Raw genomic sequence first — 23124 nt, 5'->3', positions numbered from 1 at the left:
CCGCTCAGCCGCCGAGGAGCCCCAGGATCTGGTGGACCAGGGCGAGCGCGGCCGCGCCGGCCGGACCCACGGACTCCAGGATCCCGCCGACCCGCTCCAGGGCGCCCCGCCGCGCCTCCGGGCCCGCGGAGCCCTCGATCTCCGGCTCCGCGGCCTCCACGGTCCGCGCCGCGAGCGGACGCAGGCTGCCCCGCAGCTCCTGGAGCAGCGGCAGCAACTCCTGGACGGCCCGCTCCACTTCGGCGCCGGTGCCGCCGGTGACCGTCGTCCGCTTGTCGATGCCGACGCTGTTGTGGGTCTGGTGCATGTTCACGATGTCGCCGTAGTAGTTGTCCCCGGCCATCACTTCGCCACCCCCGTGTTGCCGCTGCCGCCGTACATGTTCACGGCGTCCCCGAAGAAGTAGTTGCCGTAGTTCGTGATCGCCAGCGACGCCACCGAGGCCTGGAACTCGGCGTCCGGCTTGTCGATCGCCTCGGCGATTTGGCGGACGAGCTGTTTCAGGTACGTGCGCTTCCCCGTCACCAGGGCCGTGGAACGTCCGTTCGTCTCGATGGCGAGGACGTCGTGGGACCCGGCGAAGACCACGGAGGCCATCTCGACGAAGAAGTAGATCAGCGTGCCCACGAGGAGGACCTGGACGATCCCGAAGAAGCCGTCGGCGTCGCTGCTGCTCGAACCGTACGAACCGTACGAACTCGACGACGAGTCCGAGATGAAGGACAGCAGCATGAGGAGGGCCAGCGTCGCCCCGCCCCGCTTGAGGAACCGCAGGAACGCCTCCCCGCGCCGGGGCCGGAGCACGAAGGTGTGGACGCGGACGATGTTCTCCAGTGGATAGGCGCCTCCGTGCACCCAGAGCAGCCGCTTGCTGATGACCAGACCCTGCTTGGGCGGCAGGGCGGCCGCGGCCGCCTCGGCGGCGAGCGCCCGCTCCGGCTCCTTCCACGGCCTCGGCGGCGACGCCGGATTCGGCGGCCGTGTCGGCTTCGGCGGCGGCGTTTCGTGAGTTCCCATGCGTTCCCCCGAGATGGATCCGCTGTGACGTGCCCCTCATTACGCAGCCGAACCACGCGCCCCACAAGGCGAGTTCAGGCCTCGCGCGGAACGATCTCGGAGGCCGCGCGGGCGTAGTCGTGGACCAGGGGGCGGTCGTCGGCCGCCCGCCAGGCGAGGGCGAAGCGGCTGGGGGTGACACCCCGGACCGGGCGGGTGACGACGCCGCCGCGGGTGAGGAGCGGTGCGTTCCCGGCGGCGACCAGGCAGATGCCGAGTCCGTCGACCAGCGCCTCGTACGTCTCGTCCGCGCTGGCGATCTCGGCGCCGACGACCGGCGGGCGGCCGTCCCGCGCCTCCACGGCCAGCCAGTGGTCGCGGAGTTCGGGCCCGGTGCCGGGGAGGGCGAGGAACGGCTCGTCGAGGAGTTCGGAGAAGTCGAGGCTCTCGCGGGCGGCCAGCGGATGGGCCTCGGGGAGGGCGACGAGCCGGGGCTCGGCGGCGACGACGACCCAGCGGAAACGCTCCGCGCCGGCCAGCGGCAGCCACACGAAGGCCACGTCGCTGGTGCCGTCCGCGAGCCCCGCCGTCGGGTCCTCCCAGCCCACCTGGCGCAGCCTGAGCCGGGCCTCCGGATGCGCCTCGGTGAACCGCGACCGGATCGCGGGCAGCAGCCCGCCACGGCCTGGGCTGGTGCTCATGCCGACGACCAGCGTGCCGTCGGCGGCCGCCCTGGCCCGCCGTACCGCCTCCCGGCCCTCCTCCCACGCGGCGAGCACGTCCCGCGCGTGCGGCAGCAGGGCCGTACCGACCGGTGTGAGGGCCACGCCCTGCCGGTCCCGGTCGAAGAGGGGCGCGCCGAGCTGCCGCTCCAGGGCGCGGATCTGCTTGCTGAGTGCGGGCTGCGAGACGTACAGCCGCTCGGCGGCCCGTGTGAAGTGGAGCTCCTCGGCGACCGCGAGGAAGTACCGAAGATCCCGCCCGTGCACATCCATGCCCTGTGGCTATCACGGCGGATCTTGGACGGACAACGTCCCGCTGTCCCAAGCTTGTTGGGACAGCGCGAGACAGAGACAGCAAACGCAGGGGGAACACGCACATGAGCAAGGTCTGGCTGATCACGGGAGCCAACAGCGGATTCGGGCGCGCCTTCGCCGAGGCCGCGATCGCCGCCGGCGACGTCGTCGTCGCCGCGGCCCGCCGCACCGAGACCCTGGACGACCTGGTCGCCGCCCACCCCGACCAGGTCGACCCGGTCGCCCTGGACGTCACCGACGGCGCGGCGATCGACCGGGTCGTCACCGCACTGGTCGAGCGCCACGGCCGCATCGACGTCCTCGTCAACAACGCGGGCCGCACCCATGTCGGCTCGGTCGAGGAGACCTCCGACGAAGAGCTCCGCTCCCTCTTCGACGTGCACGTCTTCGGCCCCGCCGCCCTCACCCGCGCCGTCCTGCCGCACATGCGGGCCCGCCGCTCCGGCGCGATCGTGCAGCTCAGCAGCGTCGGCGGCCAGATGTCGATGGCCGGCTTCGGGGCGTACAGCGCGACCAAGTTCGCCCTGGAGGGCCTGTCGGAGGCGCTCGCCGCCGAGGTCGGGCCACTCGGCATCAAGGTCCTCGTCGTCGAGCCCGGCGCCTTCCGCACCAGTCTCTTCGGCAACGGCAGCCTCAGCACGGACGGCATCGCCGACTACGCCGACACCGTCGGCGCCACGCGCGCGTACGTGGAGGGCGGCGACGGCGGGCAGGCCGGCGACCCGGCGAAGGCGGCGGCGGCCGTTCTCGCCGCGCTCAACGCCGACGAGACCCCGCTCCGCCTCGCCCTCGGCGACGACTCGATCGACACGATCCTGGCCCACCTGGACCAGGTCCGGGCGGACCTGAACGCCTGGGACAAGGTGGGCCGGGACACCAGGTACGACGCCTGAGCGGACACACGGAAGGGCCCGCACCCCGGTCGCAACCGGGGTGCGGGCCCTTTCGGCACGCCTGGAGGCCTACAGGCCCACACGCCTACACGCCTACACGCCTACAGGAAGGAGTTGATCTCGATCGTCTCCGTGCGGCCGGGGCCGACGCCGATCGCGGAGATCGGGGCGCCCGACATCTCCTCAAGCGCCTTCACGTACGCCTGCGCGTTCTTCGGCAGGTCCGCGAAGGTCTTCGCCTTCGTGATGTCCTCGGACCAGCCCGGCAGCATCTCGTAGATCGGCTTCGCGTGGTGGAAGTCGGTCTGCGAGTACGGCAGCTCCTCGACGCGCTTGCCGTCGATCTCGTACGCGACACAGACCGGGATCTGCTCCCAGCCCGTCAGCACGTCGAGCTTGGTGAGGAAGAAGTCCGTCAGGCCGTTGACCCGGGTCGCGTACCGCGCGATGACCGCGTCGAACCAGCCGCAGCGGCGGTCACGGCCGGTGGTGACACCGCGCTCGCCACCGATGCGGCGCAGCGCCTCGCCGTCCGCGTCGAACAGCTCCGTCGGGAACGGGCCGGCGCCGACGCGGGTCGTGTACGCCTTGAGGATGCCGATGACACGGGAGATCTTCGTCGGGCCCACGCCCGCACCCGTGCAGGCGCCGCCCGCGGTCGGGTTCGAGGAGGTGACGAAGGGGTACGTGCCGTGGTCGACGTCGAGCAGGGTTCCCTGGCCGCCCTCGAAGAGCACGACCTTGTCCTCGTCCAGCGCGTTGTTGAGGATCAGGGTGGTGTCCGCGACGAACGGCTTGATCTGCTCCGCGTACTGGAGCATCTCCTCGACGATCTGCGCGGCGTCGATCGCGCGGCGGTTGTACAGCTTGGCGAGGAGCTGGTTCTTGCCCTCCAGCGCCGCCTCGACCTTCTGCTCCAGGATCGACTCGTCGTACAGGTCCTGGACCCGGATGCCGACGCGGTTGATCTTGTCGGCGTAGGTCGGGCCGATGCCGCGGCCCGTGGTGCCGATCTTGCGCTTGCCGAGGAACCGTTCCGTCACCTTGTCGAGGGTGACGTTGTACGGGGTGATCAGGTGGGCGTTGCCGCTGATCAGGAGCTTCGACGTGTCGACGCCGCGCTCGTTCAGCCCGCTCAGCTCGGAGAGCAGGACCGCCGGGTCGACGACGACACCGTTTCCGATCACCGGGGTGCACCCCGGGGAGAGGATTCCGGAAGGGAGGAGGTGCAGCGCGTACTTCTGGTCGCCGACGACGACCGTGTGGCCGGCATTGTTGCCGCCCTGGTAACGCACCACGTAGTCCACGGATCCACCGAGCAGGTCGGTGGCCTTTCCCTTGCCCTCGTCACCCCACTGAGCACCGAGCAGCACAAGTGCGGGCACAGGCGTACACCCCTTCCGGGTGGGGCATGTCCAAGGTCAGGGGGCGTACGCCGCCTCACCGGTGTGCCCCGGAATAGACGAAGCCCCTGGCGCAATAGCGCAAGGGGCTCTTGCACAAAGATGCTACCCGAGGAAGGACCGAGGTGTCGGATCACGACCAGCTGCTGGTCATCGTCGACCCGGTCGCCCGCCGAAGTGACGGCGAGTCCGTACGGATCGCGAAAGATGTCCTGTCCGCGGGCGCAGAGGCGAAGATCTGCCTGCCGGACAGTCCCGAGGAATTCTCCCGGGCCCTGGCCCGGCGCGGCTCCCGGCGCCCCGTCGTGCTCGGCGACGACCGCGCGCTGCTCCGCACGGTCGCCCTGCTGCACCGCGAGCGGGAGCTCGCCGAGGGGGCCCTCTCGCTCGTCCCGATCGGCCCCCCGGACGCCCTGGAAGTGGCCCACGCGCTCGGCGTGCCGCGCTCCACGCCCGCGGCGGCCCGGGTGGCCCTGCACGGGGCCGTACGCCGCCTCGACCTGCTCGTCGACGACAGCGACGGCGTCGTCCTCGGCGACCTGATGGTCCCGGGCGTGCCCGTCGCCGTCGCCGCGGCGCCGTCCGTCTGGGGCACCTGCCGCTCCCTCGTCCGCACGCTGGTCCGGCCGGCGCCCGCGCCCGTGGCCCGGCTGCGGGTGGAGGCGGACGGGGTGCTGCTCGCCGACGTCGACGCGCCGCTGGAGGGCCTGACGGTCCGGCCCGTCGGCGGCACGGCCGAAGTGACCGTCCACCCGGCCTCGGCGCCCACGCGGCGCGCGACCGCCGGTACGGTCACGGTCTCGGGCCCGGACTTCCGCTACCGCGCGGACGGGCGGCTGACGGGGCCGGTGCGGCGTCGGACGTGGACGGTCCGGGCGGGGGCGTGGGGGCTGACATTGCCGGTGGAGGCCGCATAACGTCTCGGGCGGGGACAAGTACTCATGGGTGGGGACGTGCGATGACGTGTGCGCTTGATGTCGAGGAGACGGCGCGGGCGATGGAGCGGTACCGGCGAAGAGCCGGCCGGCTGGTCGTCATGGGGGTGGTGACGCTCGTCCTCGCCGGCGGCGTCGGGGTGGCGGTCGCGGACACGTGGGCCTCCGACGCGGCCTCCTGGCTGCTCGCGCCCGGGATCCTGATGCTGGGCTTCGGGATCGGCTCGAATGTCAACGCGCGGCGGATGCGGCGGACCCTCGGCGCGGGTGTCTGGTCGGCGCACCCCGCCGTTTCGGCCGCCCGGAGCCTGCACGCGACGACCCTCGTGCTGCGCGCCGCGGACGGCGGCGAGGCGTGGCCGATGACCGTGATCGCGACCCGGCAGCGGTACGAGCTGGTGCGGCCGGGCCGGGACGGCGTGCTGTGGTGGTGCGGCGACCCGCGCGTGGGCGGGGTCGTCGCGCCGCCCGGAGGCGGGGAACTGGTCTGGGTGAAGCCGCTGCGGGGCAGCCGGGTACGCCGACAGATCGTCGCCGGCGCCGAGGCGGAGGGCCTGCTGCGCCGGACGGCCCCGAGCCAGCCGCAGGAGCCGGTGCCCGTTCCGGTCACGGTGGACGGCGATCCCGTACGGCTCGACAAGGCGCTGCCGGCGTCCGGGCCGACGTACGCGGTGCTCGCCGAGCACGCCCAGCGGCAGGCCACGCCCCTGGGGCTGCGGGGCCGGACGCCCCGCCCGGAGGCGGACGTGCGCGAGGTGGCCTGGTGGCGGGTGCGGAGCCTGCGGCGGGCCGCCGGGGTGCACCGGGTGCTGGTCGCGCTCGCGTTCTGCGCGGCCGTCGGTGCGGTCGCGCTGACCGGGCCGCCGAAGGAGGACGCGGTGAAGCTGTACGCCGTGGGCGCGCTGGTCCTGGGCGCCCTCGTGTACTCCGGCTACCGGCTGCTGACCTCCGGCAGGCCCTACGCGCGGCTACTGGCCCGGGCCGCGACCGGCCCCATACACATCAAGCGGCGGTACGTGCTGCTGTACGACCCCCAGGGCGGCACGCCCGTCCTGGTGCTCTTCCCGATGTACGGCAGCGGGGACGCCGTGCCCGAAGGGGTCCTCCCGCTGATTCCGCCCGGTCCGCCGAAGGAACCGCGCCGCGGGCTGCCGACCCTGCCCGTCGGCACCACCGGGCTGCACGGCTGGCGGGAAGTCGCCGCGGACGGGCGCATGCCGTTCGTCGTGCCCTGGATCGGGGACCGCCCGGTGTGGCCGGCGGGGCCGTACTGGGAGGCGGACGAGCGGCCGGAGTTCAGCGCGCTCCTGGGCCGGCTCGCTCCGCCGCTGGAGACTCAGGCCCCCTGAGGGGCCTCGGCCGCCTGCGCGTCCTTGTGGGCGCGCCAGCGGTCCATGATCCCGGCCATCTCGCCGTGCAGGAAGGCGAAGAACTCGGCCGTCTCCGCGATGCGGCGGCCCGCCACGGTGTCCGTCCCGAGGGTCGCGGCGCCCTCGTCGAGGACCTTCTCCCAGCGGGTGAGGGTCTGGTCGCGGCGGGTGAAGGTCTCGTACCAGAGCTCGTTGTGGAGGACGTACCGCTCACGGCGGGTGCCGGGGTCGCGCTCGCGGCTGACCATGCTGACCTGGGAGAGGTAGCGGATCGCGCCGGAGACGGCGGCCGGGCTGATCCGCAGCTGTTCGGCCAGCTCGGCCGAGGTCATGGAGGCCGTCTCGGAGGCGAGGAGCGCGGCGAAGACGCGGCTCGCCATGCGCTGCATGCCCGCGGCGGTCATCTCGGCGGCGAAGCGCTCGACGAAGCGGGAGACCGCCTCTTCCCCGGTCGTGTCCTTGGGCGTCGTCATGTTCCCCACTCTAAGCGCGGATTCATGCTCTTCCTTAACTTCACAAGTTTGTGAAATGAGCGTACGTTCTGAAGCATGACGAAGGCAATCAGCGTCGTCGGACTCCACAAGTCCTTCGGGCGCACCCACGCGCTCGACGGCCTCGACCTCACGGTCGAGTCCGGCGAGGTCCACGGATTCCTCGGCCCCAACGGCGCCGGGAAGTCCACCACCATCCGGGTCCTCCTGGGCCTCCTCCGCGCCGACTCCGGCGCCACGCAGCTCCTCGGCCGCGACCCCTGGCGGGACGCCGTCGAGCTGCACCGCCGCATCGCGTACGTCCCCGGCGACGTGACCCTCTGGCGCAACCTCTCGGGCGGCGAGGTCATCGACCTGTACGGACGACTGCGCGGCGGCGGCCTCGACAAGGCCCGGCGCGCCGAGCTCATCGACCGCTTCGAGCTCGACCCCACCAAGAAGGGCCGCACCTACTCCAAGGGCAACCGGCAGAAGGTCGCCCTGGTCGCCGCCTTCGCCGCCGACGTCGACCTGCTCGTCCTCGACGAACCGACCAGCGGCCTCGACCCGCTGATGGAGGAGGTGTTCCAGGACTGTGTGGAGGAGGCCCGCCGGCAGGGCCGGACGGTGCTCCTCTCCTCGCACATCCTCAGCGAGGTCGAGGCGCTCTGCGACCGGATCAGCATCGTCCGCAAGGGCCGGACCGTCGAGTCGGGTTCGCTCGCGGAGCTGCGGCACCTGACCCGTACCAGCGTCACCGCCGAACTCGCCGGACCGCCCAACGGCCTCGCCCACCTCCCCGGCGTCCACGGCTTCGACCTGCGGGGCGACCGCGTGTCGTTCCAGGTCGACACCGACAAGATCGACGCCGTCCTCCGCTCCCTGACCGCCTCGGGCGTACGGAGCCTGACCTCCACCCCGCCCACCCTGGAGGAGCTCTTCCTCCGGCACTACACGGACGAGGTGCCCTCATGAGCCTCGTCGGCACGGGACCACTCCCCCGGACCGGCGGCTTCACCGGCACCCGCGCCCTCACCCGGCTCGCACTGCGCCACGACCGGCTGATGCTCCCCGTCTGGGCGCTCGTCACCGGCGGCATGGTCGCGAGCGGCGCCGGCTCCCTGGAGGGCCTGTACGGCACGGCCGCCGAGCGCGCCGAGGTGGCCGCCTCGATGACCGCCAACTCGTCGATGCGCGCGATGTACGGGCCGGTCTTCGGCGACTCCCTCGGCGGACTCGTCGCCTGGCGCTTCGGAACCTTCGGCGCGGTCCTCGCCGCCGTCGCCAGCCTGATCGTGGTCGTCCGGCACACCCGCGAGGAGGAGGAGACGGGCCGTCAGGAGATGCTGTCCGCCGGGGCGGTGGGGCGCCGGGCCCCGCTGACGGCGGCGCTCCTCGCCGCGCTCGTGATGAATGCCGCCATCGCCCTCGTCATCACCGCCGGCCTCGCAGGACAGGGCGCGGCCGGGGCGCTCGCGCTCGGCCTGGCGGTCGGCGGCACCGGCATGCTCTTCGCGACGACGGCCGCGCTCGCCGCCCAGTTCACGGAGAGCGCCCGGCTCGCGAAGGGCCTGTCGGCCGCCGTCCTGGGTCTTGCGTTCGTCCTGCGGGCCGCGGGGGACGCCGGGAGCGCCGACGGCGGCTCCGTCCTCACCTGGATCTCGCCGATCGGCTGGGCCGAACACGTCCGCGCCTTCGCCGGTGAGCGCTGGTGGGTGCTGCTCCTGATCGCGGGCGCGGTCGTCGTGCAGACGTTGCTCGCCTACGGCCTCACCGCCCGCCGGGACGTCGGCGCGAGCTTCCTCGCGACCCGCCCGGGCCCGGCGGAGGGGCGGCTCGCGTCGGCGGGGGCGCTCGCGTGGCGGCTCCAGCGCGGCACGCTCCTCGGCTGGTCGCTCGGCTTCCTGCTCGGCGGGCTCGTCTTCGGCGGGATGGTCGAGGGCGCGGCCGGCATCGTCGGCGACAACGAACGGGCCCGGGAGATCTTCGAGCGGATGGGCGGCCAGAGCGCGCTGACCGACGCGTTCCTCGCCACCATGGTCTCCCTCTTCGGGATGCTCGCGGCGCTGTACGCGGTCGGGTCCGTGCTGCGACCGGGCGGCGAAGAGACCTCGGGCCGGGCCGAACCGCTCCTCGCCGGAGCCCTCGGACGCCTCCGCTGGGCCGCCGGACACCTGATGATCGCCTTCGCCGGCTCCGCCCTGATCCTGGCCCTCGCCGGACTCGGCCTCGCCCTCTCGTACGGGCACGACCTCGGCCCGATCCTGGGCGCCGCGCTCGTCCAGCTCCCGGCCGTCTGGACGCTCGCCGGGCTCGCGGTCCTGCTCTGGGGCGCCGCCCCGAAGGCCGCGACCGCCGCGTGGGGCGTGGCCGGACTCTGCCTGGCCCTCGGCTGGATCGGCCCGGCACTCGGCCTGCCGCAGGCCGTCCTCGACCTCTCCCCCTTCGGCCACCTGCCGAAGCTGCCGGGACCGGAGATGGCCTGGGCCCCGGCCCTGACCCTCACAGCCCTGGCCGCGGCCCTGACGGCGGCGGGGCTCGCGGGGCTGCGGCGGCGGGACGTGGCGACGGGCTGAGGCTCCTTTACGCCGACCGCCTCACGCCCGTCGGCTCGTCAGGAGCGGGCCGGTGAGGCCGGCATGAGCGTGCGAGCCAGTACCTCCAGCGCCTGGGTGACCTCACTCAGGCGCTGCGGGTCGTCGGACCCCAGCGCCGCGGCGAGCGCGCCTTCGATCCGGGTGGCCCGCACCTCCGCCACGCGCTCGGACGCCTCGGCGGCCGGGCGCACGAGCACACGGCGCCGGTCGGCGGGGTCCGGCACGGCGCGCACCGATCCGGCCTCCTTCAGCCGGGCCACGGCGGTGGACACCTGGCTCTGCGGCAGACCGGTCCGGGCGGCGATCTCACCGACGGCGCTGTCGGGGTGGGCGGCGATGTCGCCGGCGACGATCAGCACCAGCCGGGCGCTGCCGGCGTACCGGCCCTCGCCACCGGGAGGTTCGGGCAGCGCGTCCTCGCCGATCTTCATCAGGAGGCGGCCCAGGAGGAACAGTTCGGCTCCATTCACCCCGTCAACATACATCGAACTGGATTCATCCCCCCTGATGCATCGTGATTGATACATCGGGGTTGATGTATCGAGTTGGATGGAATAACGTTGGTGAGGAGGACGGAGGGCGAGAGGCCCGCCGCACACGAGGGGGAGAATCATGACCGCGATCACGACCGAGGCCACGATCACGACCGTCGGCACGCTGGACGTCCCGGGGGCGGTCCTGCACTACCAGGTCCGGGGCACCGGCCCGACGCTGCTGATCTCGCAGAGCGGGGAGGGCGACGCCGACCGCAGCACCGACCTCGTCGCCCGGCTCACCGACTCCTACCGTGTGATCACCTACGACCGCCGCGGCCTCTCCCGCAGCCGGCTCGACGCCCCGGAGCGGGGGGCCACGCTGACGGACCACGCCGACGACGTCCACCACCTCCTCGCCGCCCTCGCCGACGGGCCCGCCGCCATGCTCGGCTGCAGCCTGGGCGCGGTCATCGGACTGCACGCGGCCGTGCGCCACCCCGGGCTCATCCACACACTCGTCGCCCACGAGCCCGTCGCCCCGCGCCTGCTGCCCGACGGGGAGCGCACCCACCACGAGCGGGAGCTCACCGCCCTCCAGGAGCTGTACGGCCAGGGAGGTCTCGGCGCCGTGCTGCCGGAGATCGCCCGGACCCTGGGCATCGACCCCGCCAACGCCGATGCCGAGCCGGACCTGACGCCCCAGCCGATGAACGCTCAGCGCATCGCCAACTTCGACCACTTCATCCGCCACGACTTCAGCGCGATCGTCCACGACACGCTCGACACCACCGCGCTGACGGACACCGGCACCCGCATAGTCCCCGCCGCCGGCCGCACCACCCCGCGCACCGTCTTCGACTACCAGTGCGCGACCTCCCTGGCCGAGCTCGTCGGCCATGAACTCGTCGAGTTCCCCGGCGGCCACAACGGCAACACCAGCCACCCGGAGGCCTACGCGGCCCGCCTCCGCCAGGTCCTGGCGGAGGCATGCTGAGCCGAAGGGCCGGGTCACAGCTCCACGAGCAGCTCCTCGAAGCCCCGGATGACGTAACCGGGTTTCCACACGGGCTCCGCGGCGAGCCTCATGCCCGGCGCCTGTCGCAGCAACTCTCCGAAGACGGCGGTCAGTTCGAGGCGGGCGAGCGGGGCGCCGAGGCAGTAGTGGATGCCGGCGCCGAAGGTGATGTGCGGGTTGTCGGCCCGTTCGAGGTCGAGGACGTCGGCGGCGGGGCCGAAGCGGGCGGGGTCGCGGTTGGCGGAGCCGAAGAGGAGGGCGACCTCGGAGCCGCGCGGGATGGTGACGCCACCGAGTTCGATGTCGTCGAGGACCCACCGCTCGAACATCTGGAGCGGGGTGTCGTAGCGCAGAAGTTCTTCCACAGCTGTGGACAACTTTTCGGGATCGAGACGTACGCCCTGCCTGAGGAGCGTCCACCAGCCGTTGACCGTGGTGTTCACGGTGGCCTCGTGGCCCGCGTTGAGGAGAAGGACGCAGGTGGAGATCATCTCCTGTTCCGTCAGCTCCTCCACCGCGATCAGGGACGAGATCAGGTCCTCCCCCGGACTCTTCCGCCGCCGCGCGATCAGCTCCCGCAGGTAGTCCGAGAACTCGACGGAGGCCTGGACCGCGCGCCGGGCCGTCTCCTCCGAGGGGTTCAGCTCGAACATCCCGCAGATCGCCGCCGACCAGGGCCGCAGCCGCGCCCGTTCCTCGTCCTCCGCCGGGACGCCGAGCATCTCGGCGATCACCGCGACGGGCAGCGGCTCGGCGACCGTCGACAGCAGATCGCCGCCGCCGTTCGCCACCAGGTCCCCCACAAGACCGGCGGCGAGGCTCCGCACGGTCGGCGCCAGGTTCTCCACCGTCCTCGGCGTGAACGCCTTGGAGACCAGCCGCCGGATCCGGGAGTGGTCGGCCGCCTCCAGATCGAGCAGCCCGTGGTCGTTGAGCGTGTGGAACGGCTCGTACGCGGCGTCCGGCGCCGCCCGCCCGAACTCCTCGTGCGTGAAGCGATGGGTGTACGTCCGGCCGAGCCGCCGGTCCCGCAGCAGCGCGGACACGTCCTCGTAGTGCGGGATGAGCCACTGGCGGGTGGGACCGTGCCAGTGGGCACGGCCGGCGGCGCGGAGTTGGGCGTAGGCGGGATAGGGGTCGGCGACGAACTCGGCCGACCAGGGGTCGTACACAGCGTCAACAGCGTCCATGCCCGGACGCTACCCCCCGCGCCCGACCGCGGCCCGGCTCAGCCGCCGACGCGTACGGGCCCCGCTGCGGAAGGGGCTCAGCCGCCGACGCGGACCGGCCCCGCCACGAACGGGGCTCAGCCGCCGCCACGAACCCGCCCCGCCACGAACGAGGCCCAGCCTCCGCCTCGGACCGGCCCCGCCACGAACGGGGCTCAACCGCCGCCTCGGACCGGCCCCGCCACGAACGGGGCTCAGCCGCCGACGCGGACCAGGCCGGCCTCGTACGCGAAGACCGCCGCCTGGGTGCGGTCGCGGAGGCCCAGTTTCACCAGGATGCGGCTGACGTGGGTCTTGATCGTCGACTCGGCGACGACGAGGTGGTCGGCGATCTCGGCGTTCGACAGGCCCTGGGCGATGAGGACCAGGACCTCCGTCTCCCGCTCGGTCAGCTCCCCGATCCGCGCCATCGCCGGCGGGCGCGGAGAGCTCCCCGGGGCCTTCGCGAACTCGGTGATCAGCCGCTTCGTGACCGTCGGCGCGAGCAGCGCCTCGCCGGCCGCGACGACCCGCACGCCCTCCGCCAGCTGCCGGGCCGAGGCGTCCTTGAGGAGGAAGCCCGAGGCCCCGGCGCGCAGTGCCTGGTACACGTACTCGTCGAGGTCGAAGGTCGTCAGGACCAGCACCTTCGCGTCCGCGTCGGCGGCGACGATCTCCCGGGTGGCCTCGATGCCGTTCAGCTCGGGCATCCGGATGTCCATGAGGACCACGTCGGGGTGGAGGGCGGCGACCTGCGCGATCGCCTCCCGGCCGTTCACCGCCTCGCCGACGACCTCGATGTCCGGCATCGCCCCGAGCAGCACCGAGAAACCCTCGCGGACCATCATCTGGTCGTCGACGATCAGTACGCGGATCACGCCTGCTGCTCCTCACGGCTCACGGGGACGAAGGCGGTCACCTCGTAGCCACCGTCCTCGGTCGCCTCCGCCGTCATCTCCCCGCCCAGCATCGTCACACGCTCCCGCATGCCGGTGATGCCGTGGCCGGCGCCCGGCGAGGGCTTGACGAGGCCGCGGGCCGGGCCGTTGGCGACGCGCAGGCCGAGGCCGCCGAGGACGTAGCTGACCTCGACCTTCGCGGCGGCGCCCGGGGCGTGCCGCAGGACGTTCGACAGGGCTTCCTGGACGATGCGGTACGCGGAGAGCTCGACGCCCTGCGGCAGCTCGCGCACCGCGCCGGTCACGGTCTTCTCGACGTCGAGCCCGGCCTCGCGGACGTTGGCGACGAGCGCGTCGAGGTCGTCGAGGGTCGGCTGCGGGGCGTCGGGGGCCTCGTAGTCCTCGGCCCGGACGACCCCGAGGATGCGGCGCAGTTCGGTCAGCGCGGCGACGGCGTTCTCCCGGATGGTGCGGAAGGCCTGCTCCAGCTCCGGCGGCGGGTTCTCCACCCGGTACGGCGCGGCCTCCGCCTGGATGGCGACCACCGACATGTGGTGGGCGACGACGTCGTGCAGCTCCCGGGCGATGGTCGTCCGCTCCTCCAGGACCGTCCGCTTGGAGATCTCCTGGAGGGTGACGGTCTCCTGCGCGGTGACATCGCGGCGCGCCTGGCGGCGGACCTGGACGACGGTGACGGCGAGCAGGGCGAGGGCCGCGACGAACAGCATCGGCACCGAGTCGGAACCGCGCCCCACGCCGAGGAACATCTCGGCGAAGAAGGCGTAGCCCGCCGTCCCGACCCACATCCACCCGGCGGTACGGGGCCCGGTGCGGGCGGCGACGACGACGAGGACCACCAGGTGGGCCGCGAAGGCGTTCTCCGTCCAGGGCCAGCCGCCCCAGTAGCCGCCGAGGAACGCCAGGAAGGGCGTCGAGGCGAGGGAGGCCCAGAAGGCGAAGACCGGCCGGATCAGCGTGGCCAGCACGATCGCGGGCGACACCCAGGCGAACACGAACGCCGCAGGTCCGAAGCTGTCGTTGACGCGGTCGTACCCGATCATGAAGACGACGAAGGCGCAGAAGGCGACGATCGCGTGCGGAAGGAGGCCCGCGTAGACGCGTATCCGCTTCGGCAGGCGGCGCGCGGGCCCGCTGTTCACGTCCATGCGCGGCAGCGGCCGGTAGGCGAAGGCGTTGTGGAAGAGTTCCTGGCGCAGGCCGCCGAGCGCCACCTGCACCAGGCGGAACTCGGGGCTGCGGCTCGTCTCGGGGATCTGCGTCTCGGTCACGCGAACCACCGTACGGGCGGCGGGGGACCCGGTCGTCCCGCTGGATGCGGATCCTTCCGGGTCCCCCTTGAGGACTAGCGCTCCCCTACAGGACGCTGTTGAACTTCGAGCCCTCGCCCGCGTACAGCGACGTCGTCTGGCGGCTGAAGGGGGCGGTGACGGAGCCCGTCGAGCGGTAGACGTAGGTGCCGCCCGCCCCGTACGCGATCAGGTCCGGGCGACCGTCGTTGTCGAGGTCACCCGCGCCGACGAGCTGGGAGAACGCACCCCAGCCGGCGCCGATCTTCACGCGGGGAGCGAAGCCGCCCGCGCCGTTGCCCTGGTACAGCCACAGGACACCGGAGGTGTCGCGGGCGACCATGTCCCCCGCCGCCGAACCGGCGATGTTGCCGACGGCGGTGAGGTGGTTGTAGACCTGCCAGCCGCCGCCGACCTTCACCCGGGCCGCGAACGGCTTCGTGTAGCTGCCCGTGCCCTTGTAGAACCACAGGACGCCGGCGCTGTCCGTGGCCACCAGGTCGGCACGGCCGTCGCCGTCGAGGTCCGAACCGCCGGTGATCTTGTTGTAGATCTGCCAGCCCGTGCCGACCTTCACCCGGGTGGCGAACGTGCCGTCGCCCTTGCCGAGGTAGAGCCACTGGTCGCCCGCGGCGTCGACCGCGACGAGGTCGCCGACGGCGCCGCCGCCGACGTTGCCGACGGCCTCGATCTGCTTGTAGATCCCCCAGCCGGCGCCGATCTTCGTCCGCATCGCCGTGGTCACCTGGCCGTTCACCGGCCGGTCCACCAGGTCGTCGCGCCACAGCACGCCGGAGGCGTCCCGGGCGAGGACGTCGGTGGAGCCGTTGTTGGTGTAGTCGTGCGGGTTGGCGGCGCGGACGACGTTCATGAGCCAGCCCTGGTAGACGGACCAGCCAGAACCCTCGGGCAGCGTCGCCTCGGCCTCGATGGCGTACGTGCCGTTCGGCGCGTCCACCCCGTCGATGGTGCCGTCCCAGTCGAAGGAGAACAGGGTGCCGCTCGTGGGCGCGCTCAGGTGCGTCTTGAACTCCTTGCCAGTGGCCGTGTTCGAGACCGTGACGTCCATATAGGCGTCGGCCCGCGACAGCGTCCAGCCGAGGGTCACCTTGCCGCCGGACTTGTCGAGGTCCACCGTGTCGGGGACGTGGACCTCCTGGATCGCCAGCGCCGGCTCGGTCACCGGGGGCTCGGTCACCGGCGTGCCCGTCTCCGCCACCTTGGTGACCGTGAGGGTGCCGTCGGCCGCGGGCGCGACACGGAACAGCCCGTCACCGTCGGCGGCCCGGCTGCCGCGCAGGATGGCGCTGCCGTCGGCCGAGGACGCGTCGGACGCCGTGACGCCGAGGGCGAGGGTCTCGCCGCCGGTCAGGGAGACGGCCTGGGCGGGCTTCGAGGGGTTGCCGTACACCAACCGGTCGCCGACGAGCTCGTAGTACCACTCACCGTCGCGGACGCCCAGGACGGTCTTCTTCCTGTCGCCCGTCTTGCGGTCGACGGAGGTGATGTACAGCCCGCTGGTGCTGTCGTAGTCGAGCCAGGCCACGTGGGAACCGGAGAACATCAGGCTCGCGAAGTCGTACCCGGACTCGGCGGAGGCGTAGGTCTCGGTCACCGTCCCGGCCGCGATGTCGACCAGGGCCCGGCCGCCGGTCCGCGCGTTCTCCGGACCCGTCGAGTACCCCACGAGGACGGAACCGTCGTGAGCCGTCGACCCGACGAACTCGGCGGCGTCCGCCGGCAGACCCGCGATCTTGCGGGTGGTCGTCGTGGTGCCGTCCTTGGTCACGACGTGCAGTTCCGTCGTGCCGTCCGCCTTCGTGATCTGCGCGAGCACGCTCGTCGGGCTCAGCGTGGTCACGTAGGTGCCGTCCAGCGCACCGAGGTCGATGGACACGGCCGGGGCGGACGGGTCGGCCATGTTCCGCAGGGTGAGGGAACGCATCTCGAGGTTCCAGCTCGCGTCGCCGATGACCACGACGTCGCTGCCGGCCATGAAGACGCCGCCGCCCTCGGGCTCCTGGATCTTGGTCGGGGCCCCACCGTCGTACGGCGTCCAGAGCAGGATCCTCGTGTAGGACGCGTCGTAGGAGGAGCTGAGGAAACCTGTGGTGCCGACGCCCGCGAAGTCGGAGCCCTCGGGGAAGACAGGAAGGGCCTCGGCGGCCTGCTCGGCCGAGGCCGTAGTGGCCGGGGTCGCCGCGAAGGCGGTCGGCGCCGTGGCCAGGGTGCCCGCGCCCAGCGCCGTGACGGCGAGGACGGCCGTGACGGCCGAGGCGAGGCGGGTGCCGGTGGTGCGGAACTGCAAGGTGAACCCCCACGAAGAAGATCGGACACGGGAGTGCCGTGCCCGATGAGACTCGTGATCGGCTCGAAGGGTTGTACGGGTGACCCGGGAATTCCGGTTCACCAGGCCAGCTGGGCGATCTCCTCCGCCACCACCGCGCAGGCGTCCGCCGCCGGGTCGATCAGCGGGAAGTGGCCGATGCCCTCCAGGAGCGTCAGGCCGACCTCCTCGCCCGCCTTCGCCGCCGCCTCCGCGTACGCCTCGGCCACGGCGTACGGGACGACGATGTCCTCGCGGCCCTGGACGAGGGTCGTGGCGATGCCGGTCGGGAGGAGGACGGACGGGTCCGTGGCCGCCGCGCGCTCCTCGTACCGCGCCTCGCTGCCGAGCAGTTCCGTGACCGCGCCGCCGCACACCCCGAGCTCCACCGCCCGCCCGAAGTGGGCGATCGGGGCCAGGGCGACGACCCCGCGCAGCTCCGGCGGAGACGGCAGGCGCCAGGGCGCGTCCGCGGGCAGGACGTGCCGGGCGGCGGCCCACAGGGCGAGGTGGCCGCCCGCCGAGTGGCCGGTGAGGACGGTCCGCCGCGGGTCGGCCTGCGGCAGGTGCGCCGCGGCCAGCTCCGGCAGGGCGTCGAGCGCCGCCGCCACGTCGTCGAAGGTCTCCGGCCAGCGCCCCGCCACCGGGGCCGTGCCGCCCTGGTGGGGGAGGCCGGGGCCGCGCCGGTACTCGACGCTCGCCACGGCGAAGCCCCGGCGGGCCAGGAAGTCCACGAACGGGGTCAGATGCTGCCGGTCGTACGGTGCCCGCCAGGCGCCGCCGTGCAGGGCGACGACGAGCGGGGCCCGGGTGCGCCCGTCACGCGGGGCGTAGAAGTCGACCACCTGGTCCGGGTGGTCGCCGTACGCGGCGGTGGCGTCCGGGGCGACGGCCGGGTGCGAGAAGGCCGACGCCTCTTCGGCGGCATCGCGTGCGGCGGGGTCCGGCATGCTGTTCCAACCTCTCGGGTACGCGGCCGAATTGGCCTGACCTGCGGGGACGGTACCAGCACCGGAACCCCCGCAGATCAGGCGATCATCCGACGATGATCAGGCCTACCGAAGGACCTCCCCGAGGATCCGGGCCGCCCGCTCCGCGTCCGCGAAGCCCACGTACAGCGGCGTGAAGCCGAACCGCAGGATGTCCGGACGGCGCAGATCCCCGACGACCCCGCGCTTGATCAGCTCGGTCATGACGGCCGGCGCGTCCGCGCAGCGCAGCGCCACCTGGCTGCCGCGCTCGGCGCCCGCCCCGGGGGTCACGGAGGTGACGCGGCCCTCGGGGACGTACGCCTCGACGCACTCCAGGAAGAAGTCCGTCAGGGCGAGGGACTTGGCCCGGACGTCCTCGATCGCGACCTCGTCCCAGACGTCGAGCGCCGCTTCGAGGGCCAGCATGGAGAGGATGTCGGGCGTGCCGACCCGGCCCCGGAGCGCGCCGTCCGCCGCCTCGTAGCCGGGGGTCATGCCGAACGGGTCCGCGTGCGAGTTCCAGCCGGGCAGCGGCGAGTCGAAGCCGGCCTGGTGGCGCTCGGCGACGTACAGGTACGCGGGCGAACCGGGGCCGCCGTTCAGGTACTTGTAGGTGCAGCCGACGGCCAGGTCGACGCCGTGCGCGTCCAGGCCGACGGGCAGCGCGCCCGCGCTGTGGCACAGGTCCCAGACGGCGAGCGCGCCCGCCGCGTGCAGCGCGGCGGTGATGCCGGGCAGGTCCTGGAGCCGGCCCGTGCGGTAGTCGACGTGGTTGACGAGCGCGAGGGCCGTGCGGTCGCCCGCCGCGGCCGCCATGTCGGCCGGGTCGCAGGGCACGATCGCGTGACCCGTCATCCGCGCCGCGGACTGCGCGATGTACCCGTCCGTGGGAAAGGTCGTCGCGTCGACGAGGATCTCGTTCCGGTCGTCACCGTTCATCCGGGCCGCGGCGACGACCGCCTTGAAGACGTTCACGCTCGTCGAGTCGCCGACGACGATCTGCCCCGGGGCGGCGCCGACGATCGGGGCGATCCGGTCGCCGATCCGCTCGGGCGCGGTCCACCAGCCGGACTCGTCCCAGGAGCGGATGCGCAGCTCGCCCCACTCGCGGGTGATGACGTCGGCCATGCGGGCCGGGACGTGCGCGGGCAGCGCGCCCAGCGAGTTGCCGTCGAGGTAGACGGTCCCCTCGTCGAGGGCGAACTTCGCGCGGTGCCCGGCCAGTGCGTCGGCCGCGTCGAGCTCCAGGGCCCGCTTGCGGAGGCCGTCGGCCGCGTCGGGTCGCGCGGCCCTCTCCTCGTACGTCTCAGACATGGCTGCGGGCCGTCCAGAGCTCGGGGAACACGTTCTTCTGGGCCCGCTTCTCCAGCCAGGCCACGCCCGCGGAGCCACCGGTGCCGGTCTTCGCGCCCATCGCGCGCCGGGTCGCCACCAGGTGGTCGTTGCGCCAGCGCCAGACCAGTTCGGCGACGTCGCTCAGGGCCTCGCCGAGCCGGACGAGCTCGGTGTTCTGGTCGGCGTCCGCGTAGATCCCGGCCCAGATCGCCTCGACCTCGGGCGAGGGCTCGTACCGCTGCGCCAGGTCGCGGCCGAGGACCGACGCCGGCACGGGCAGGCCGCGGCGGGCGAGGAGCCCGAGGACCTCGTCGTACAGGCTCGGCTCCTGGAGCGCCTTCTCCAGCTCGGCGTGGACGCGGGGCGCGCCCCGGTGCGGGACGAGCATGGACGCGGACTTCTCGCCGAGCAGGAACTCCATCCGCCGGTACATCGCCGACTGGAAGCCGGAGCCCTCGCCGAGCGCCGCCCGGTAGGCGTTGAACTGGCCGGGGGTGAGCTGGGCGAGCGGACGCCAGGAGTGGTTGAGGGCCTCCAGCTCGCGCACGGAGCGCTTGAGCGCGTCCATCGCGACGGGGACGCGGTCCTCGCGCAGGGCGCGGCTCGCGGTCTCCCACTCGTGGACGATCACCGTGAACCACAGCTCCATGACCTGGGTGGTGACCAGGAAGACCATCTCGCCGGGGTCGTCCGAGCGGAGGTGCTGGAGGTGAGTGAGGACGTCCGCCTGGACGTAGTCCTCGTACGGCGTCGTGCCCGCGAAGTCGAGGTTCGGGTCGTCGACGACCGAGCCGGCTCCGGAGGCATCGGGGAAGGTGGACATTTCTGTCTCCTCGATACGGGCTACCGGGTAGCGGTCCGCTCCACCGTGGTCGATCCGCGCGCCACGGGAGCTCCGGTCCCCTCGGGAGGCGCGCTCCTTCGCGCACGTCCCAAGCGCATCATGACACGATCGGGCCCGTGATGTAGCTCCCGTCTTCGTCATACGGAAAAGCGTTCGATCGGCAGCCGTCGAGGCCTTTGATCTGCTGCATCATCGCGGGTGCGAGCCTGCCCGGACCCGGGCAGCCCATGTGGGTGCGGATGCCGATCTCGTGCCCGACCTCGTGGTTGATGATCAGGTGCCGGTACTCCGTGGCCGGGCCGGTGAAGGTCGGCGAGCCGAGCATCCACCGCTTGAGGTTCACGACGACGCCGTCGGCGGTCTCGCAGTTCAGCTCGCCGTGGGTGCGGAGCCCCTGCCGCAGGCAGAGCGCGTCGGCGGTGTCCGGGGTGGCGATCCGGATGACGAAGTCGGCGTTCTCCGAGACCAGCTGGAAGCGGCCCCGGCCGTGCGCGGCCCAGCTGCGCGGATGCCCCAGGATCTGCTGGATCTCGGCGGCCGTCTCGCGTGCCGACAGGTCGATTCCGTCCTCGACCTGGACGCGGTAGCGGCGCAGCGTGCCGGTGTGGCCGACGGGCGTCCCGGAGGCCCGCGCGGTGGTGAAGGTCCCGGCACCGGACTGCGGGACGGTGGTCTTCTTCCTGGTGGGCGTGGGGGTCGGCTTCGGCGTCTTCTTGGGCGTCGGCTTCGGTTTCGGCGTCGGCTTCGCCGTCGTGGCCCGTGGGCTCGGCGTGACCGTCGTCGGTTCCACCGCCCTGGGGGCCGCCGCCGCCCCGTTTCCGGCCTTGCCCTGGTAGTGCGCGAGGGCGGCGCCGGCACCGAGCGAGACCGTCATCAGGACCAGGGTCGGCAGGACGAAGCCGGACCGGGACCTGGACCTGCGCTGTTTCCTCTTTCCCCGCCTTCCGGCGGGTAAGGCACGTTTCCCCACGACAGAGTTCCCCCCTCAAGTCCTGCGGTTCCGGGGATCGTACCCGCTCGACTCGAACGCCCTTTCTCCCGTGGGGGAGAAAGGGCGTTCGCGTGAGGTGTGCCGTGAGGGCGTTCACAGAAGCCGGGAACGTCAGCCGAGCGTCTCCGCCGCGGTCTCCGAGGAGTCCCGCAGGAAGGTCGTGCAGCGCTCGTACTCGTCCTTCTCGCCGATCTCGCCGGCCGCCCGGGCCAGGGCGTGCAGCGCGCGCAGGAAGCCGCGGTTCGGCTCGTGCTCCCACGGCACCGGGCCGTGGCCCTTCCAGCCGTTGCGGCGCAGCGCGTCCAGGCCGCGGTGGTAGCCGGTACGGGCGTAGGCGTACGACTCGACGACCGCGCCGCGCTCGTAGGCGTCGTCGGCGAGCCGGGCCCAGGCGAGCGAGGAGGTCGGGTACTTCGCGGCGACGTCCGCCGGCGCCGCACCGCTCGCGAGCAGCTCGCGCGGCCCCGGCTCGTCGGGCAGGTGGGTGGGGGCCGGTCCCCCCAGCAGGTTCTCGTGGATGGCCATGGGCCCCAGTCTGCCTCAGGAGCCCGGACCAGGGGCCGCGTCCCGCTGCCCCGGGTCGAGTGGCGGGGCCTGCACCCCGCAGTGGACCTTGCACTCCGGGTGGCAGCCCGGCGCCGGGGCCGGGGTCTTCATGGTCGTCCAGGCGAGGGCCGCGCCCACCACCAGGATCCCCGCGCACATCGGCATCGCCCGCCGGAACGTGTCCCCGAACTCCTCCGCCGAGCGGTACGCCTCCGGGCCCATCCCGGCGAGCAGCGGCAGCGCGGCCACCGCGATCAGCCCGGCGGCGCGGGCGGCCGCGTTGTTGATGCCGCTCGCGAGGCCCGCCCGGGACACGTCCACCGAGGCGAGGACGGTCGCGGTCAGCGGGGCGACCAGGGTCGTCATGCCGAGACCGAGGACGACCATCGCCGGCAGCACATCCGTCAGGTACGAGGCGTCCTCCCCGACCCGCAGCATCAGCAGCATCCCCGCCGCGCACAGCAGCGGCCCCACCGTGAGCGGGATCCGCGGCCCGATCTTCTCCCCCAGCTCCCCCGACTTCGCCGACAGCAGCAGCATGAGCACGGTGGCGGGCAGCAGGGCCATGCCGGCACCGAGCGCTGAGTAGCCGGAGACCACCTGGAGCTGGAGGGCCGCCAGGAAGAAGAAACCGCCGAACGCCGCGTACACGCACAGCGTCACCAGGTTGACCGCGACGAACAGCCGCGAGCGGAAGATCGACGGCGGCACCATCGCCCGCTCCCCGCGCCGCCGCTCCACCAGCACGAACCCGGCCCCGACCAGCGCCCCGGCCACCCCGGCCCACCAGGCCGCGCCGATCAGCGCGTACGTGACGAGCGCGAGCCCCGCCGCGCCCAGGACCGCGCCGAGCACGTCGAAGCGGCCGTGCGCGGTCTCGTCCCGCGACTCCGGCACGTGCCGCAGGGCGACCGGTACGCAGATCGCGGCGAGCGGCACGTTCAGCAGGAACACCCACCGCCAGCCGGGACCGTCCACCAGCCAGCCGCCCACGAACGGCCCGATCGCCGCGCCGACACCGCCGAAGCCCGACCAGAGCCCGACGGCCCGCGCCCGGTCGTCCGGGTGGAAGCTCGCCTGGATCAGGGCGAGGGAGCCGGGGGTGAGCAGCGCCCCGCCGACGCCCTGGAGGGCGCGGGCCGCGATCAGCACCCCGGCGTTCGGCGCGAGCCCGCACAGCAGGGAGGCGAGGGCGAACCAGACCACGCCGAGGACGAAGACCTTCCGCCGCCCGTACCGGTCGCCGAGCGAGCCGCCGAGCAGGATCAGCCCGGCCAGGGTCAGCATGTAGGCGTTGACCGTCCACTGGAGGACGGCGAGGTCGGCCCCCAGGTCCTCGCCGATGTGCGGCAGGGCGACATTGACGACGGTCGAGTCGAGCAGCGCCATCCCGGATCCGAGGACCGTGGTGAACACGATCCACCGGCCGGAAGCCGAGGCCATCCGCACGTCCCGCACGCCCGCACCCGCACCCGCACCCATGCCTGCATGGTCCCGCGAAGCGG

At 72.9% G+C, this 23124-nt stretch carries 22 protein-coding genes; 6 read left to right on the top strand and 16 right to left on the bottom strand.

What is annotated here, in order from left to right; genetic code table 11:
• Positions 1–4: 4 nt before the first annotated feature.
• The 3 genes from AC07AW_RS24975 to AC07AW_RS24965 all read right to left on the bottom strand — a co-directional run bounded on the left by AC07AW_RS24975 (position 5) and on the right by AC07AW_RS24965 (position 1991).
• The gene (locus AC07AW_RS24975) at positions 5–343 is read right to left on the bottom strand and encodes a hypothetical protein (RefSeq protein ID WP_478817664.1); all 339 of its coding nucleotides are present in this window, start codon (positions 341–343) and stop codon (positions 5–7) included.
• Positions 343–1017 carry a DUF6232 family protein gene (locus AC07AW_RS24970; RefSeq protein ID WP_478817663.1) on the bottom strand — a complete coding sequence of 225 codons (675 nt, stop codon included), beginning with the start codon at positions 1015–1017 and terminating at the stop codon, positions 343–345. Before AC07AW_RS24970 ends, AC07AW_RS24975 begins: the two co-directional genes overlap by 1 nt.
• Before the next feature lie 74 nt (positions 1018–1091).
• Entirely contained in the window at positions 1092–1991 is a 900-nt protein-coding gene (locus AC07AW_RS24965) for a LysR family transcriptional regulator (RefSeq protein WP_478817662.1), read from the bottom strand.
• A 104-nt stretch (positions 1992–2095) separates the two neighbouring features.
• Here AC07AW_RS24965 and AC07AW_RS24960 point away from each other — a divergent pair, with 104 nt between their 5' ends.
• Positions 2096–2926, top strand: coding sequence for an oxidoreductase (locus AC07AW_RS24960; protein ID WP_478817661.1), 831 nt, complete (start codon positions 2096–2098; stop codon positions 2924–2926).
• 101 nt (positions 2927–3027) lie between these two features.
• On the opposite strand, the gene AC07AW_RS24955 is transcribed toward AC07AW_RS24960, so the two are convergent.
• On the bottom strand, positions 3028–4311 hold the full coding sequence (locus AC07AW_RS24955) for an adenylosuccinate synthase (RefSeq protein ID WP_478817660.1): 1284 nt from the start codon (positions 4309–4311) through the stop codon (positions 3028–3030).
• 110 nt (positions 4312–4421) lie between these two features.
• Here AC07AW_RS24955 and AC07AW_RS24950 point away from each other — a divergent pair, with 110 nt between their 5' ends.
• Entirely contained in the window at positions 4422–5246 is an 825-nt protein-coding gene (locus AC07AW_RS24950; RefSeq protein ID WP_478817659.1) for a diacylglycerol kinase, read from the top strand.
• 41 nt (positions 5247–5287) lie between these two features.
• Positions 5288–6613 (top strand): hypothetical protein, encoded by a 1326-nt coding sequence (locus tag AC07AW_RS24945; protein WP_478817658.1) that lies wholly within the window; start codon positions 5288–5290, stop codon positions 6611–6613.
• Here the strand turns inward: AC07AW_RS24945 and AC07AW_RS24940 are convergent.
• Positions 6601–7107 carry a GbsR/MarR family transcriptional regulator gene (locus AC07AW_RS24940; RefSeq protein ID WP_478817657.1) on the bottom strand — a complete coding sequence of 169 codons (507 nt, stop codon included), beginning with the start codon at positions 7105–7107 and terminating at the stop codon, positions 6601–6603. The two genes, AC07AW_RS24945 and AC07AW_RS24940, sit on opposite strands and share 13 nt — an antisense overlap.
• A 75-nt stretch (positions 7108–7182) precedes the next feature.
• On the opposite strand from AC07AW_RS24940, the gene AC07AW_RS24935 reads away from it, so the two are divergent.
• Together AC07AW_RS24935 and AC07AW_RS24930 are read left to right on the top strand one after the other, a co-directional pair.
• A complete protein-coding gene (locus AC07AW_RS24935) occupies positions 7183–8079 on the top strand; it encodes an ABC transporter ATP-binding protein (RefSeq protein WP_478817656.1) in 897 nt (298 codons plus the stop codon).
• The gene (locus AC07AW_RS24930) at positions 8076–9680 is read left to right on the top strand and encodes an ABC transporter permease (RefSeq protein WP_478817655.1); all 1605 of its coding nucleotides are present in this window, start codon (positions 8076–8078) and stop codon (positions 9678–9680) included. Before AC07AW_RS24935 ends, AC07AW_RS24930 begins: the two co-directional genes overlap by 4 nt.
• Positions 9681–9718: 38 nt before the next feature.
• Here the strand turns inward: AC07AW_RS24930 and AC07AW_RS24925 are convergent, their stop codons facing one another.
• Positions 9719–10171, bottom strand: a complete 453-nt coding sequence (locus tag AC07AW_RS24925; protein WP_478817654.1) for a MarR family winged helix-turn-helix transcriptional regulator — start codon at positions 10169–10171, stop codon at positions 9719–9721.
• A 142-nt stretch (positions 10172–10313) separates the two neighbouring features.
• Between AC07AW_RS24925 and AC07AW_RS24920 the strand changes: the two genes are divergently transcribed.
• Positions 10314–11171 carry an alpha/beta fold hydrolase gene (locus AC07AW_RS24920; RefSeq protein ID WP_478817653.1) on the top strand — a complete coding sequence of 286 codons (858 nt, stop codon included), beginning with the start codon at positions 10314–10316 and terminating at the stop codon, positions 11169–11171.
• A 14-nt stretch (positions 11172–11185) separates the two neighbouring features.
• Here the strand turns inward: AC07AW_RS24920 and AC07AW_RS24915 are convergent, their stop codons facing one another.
• The 10 genes from AC07AW_RS24915 to AC07AW_RS24870 all read right to left on the bottom strand — a co-directional run bounded on the left by AC07AW_RS24915 (position 11186) and on the right by AC07AW_RS24870 (position 23101).
• Entirely contained in the window at positions 11186–12382 is a 1197-nt protein-coding gene (locus AC07AW_RS24915) for a cytochrome P450 (RefSeq protein ID WP_478817652.1), read from the bottom strand.
• Between the two features lie 233 nt (positions 12383–12615).
• Positions 12616–13278: a response regulator gene (locus AC07AW_RS24910; protein ID WP_478817651.1), complete on the bottom strand. Its 663-nt coding sequence runs from the start codon at positions 13276–13278 to the stop codon at positions 12616–12618.
• Positions 13275–14597: a sensor histidine kinase gene (locus AC07AW_RS24905; protein ID WP_478817650.1), complete on the bottom strand. Its 1323-nt coding sequence runs from the start codon at positions 14595–14597 to the stop codon at positions 13275–13277. Before AC07AW_RS24905 ends, AC07AW_RS24910 begins: the two co-directional genes overlap by 4 nt.
• 76 nt (positions 14598–14673) lie before the next feature.
• Positions 14674–16914, bottom strand: coding sequence for an FG-GAP-like repeat-containing protein (locus tag AC07AW_RS24900; RefSeq protein WP_478817649.1), 2241 nt, complete (start codon positions 16912–16914; stop codon positions 14674–14676).
• 98 nt (positions 16915–17012) lie between these two features.
• Positions 17013–17882, bottom strand: a complete 870-nt coding sequence (locus AC07AW_RS24895; RefSeq protein ID WP_478817648.1) for an alpha/beta hydrolase — start codon at positions 17880–17882, stop codon at positions 17013–17015.
• A gap of 105 nt (positions 17883–17987) precedes the next feature.
• Entirely contained in the window at positions 17988–19217 is a 1230-nt protein-coding gene (kynU, locus tag AC07AW_RS24890) for a kynureninase (RefSeq protein ID WP_478817647.1), read from the bottom strand.
• Positions 19210–20061 carry a tryptophan 2,3-dioxygenase family protein gene (locus AC07AW_RS24885; RefSeq protein ID WP_478817646.1) on the bottom strand — a complete coding sequence of 284 codons (852 nt, stop codon included), beginning with the start codon at positions 20059–20061 and terminating at the stop codon, positions 19210–19212. Before AC07AW_RS24885 ends, kynU begins: the two co-directional genes overlap by 8 nt.
• 118 nt (positions 20062–20179) lie before the next feature.
• Entirely contained in the window at positions 20180–20956 is a 777-nt protein-coding gene (locus tag AC07AW_RS24880) for a DUF3152 domain-containing protein (protein WP_478817645.1), read from the bottom strand.
• Between the two features lie 228 nt (positions 20957–21184).
• A complete protein-coding gene (locus tag AC07AW_RS24875; protein ID WP_392159410.1) occupies positions 21185–21598 on the bottom strand; it encodes a DUF3151 domain-containing protein in 414 nt (137 codons plus the stop codon).
• 15 nt (positions 21599–21613) lie between these two features.
• Positions 21614–23101: an MFS transporter gene (locus tag AC07AW_RS24870; RefSeq protein ID WP_478817644.1), complete on the bottom strand. Its 1488-nt coding sequence runs from the start codon at positions 23099–23101 to the stop codon at positions 21614–21616.
• Positions 23102–23124 lie beyond the last annotated feature (23 nt).

Source organism: Streptomyces sp. NPDC044003 (assembly GCF_056435185.1).
Note: the sequence above shows the minus strand (reverse complement) of the source record. Positions and strands in the feature narration are given on the sequence as shown.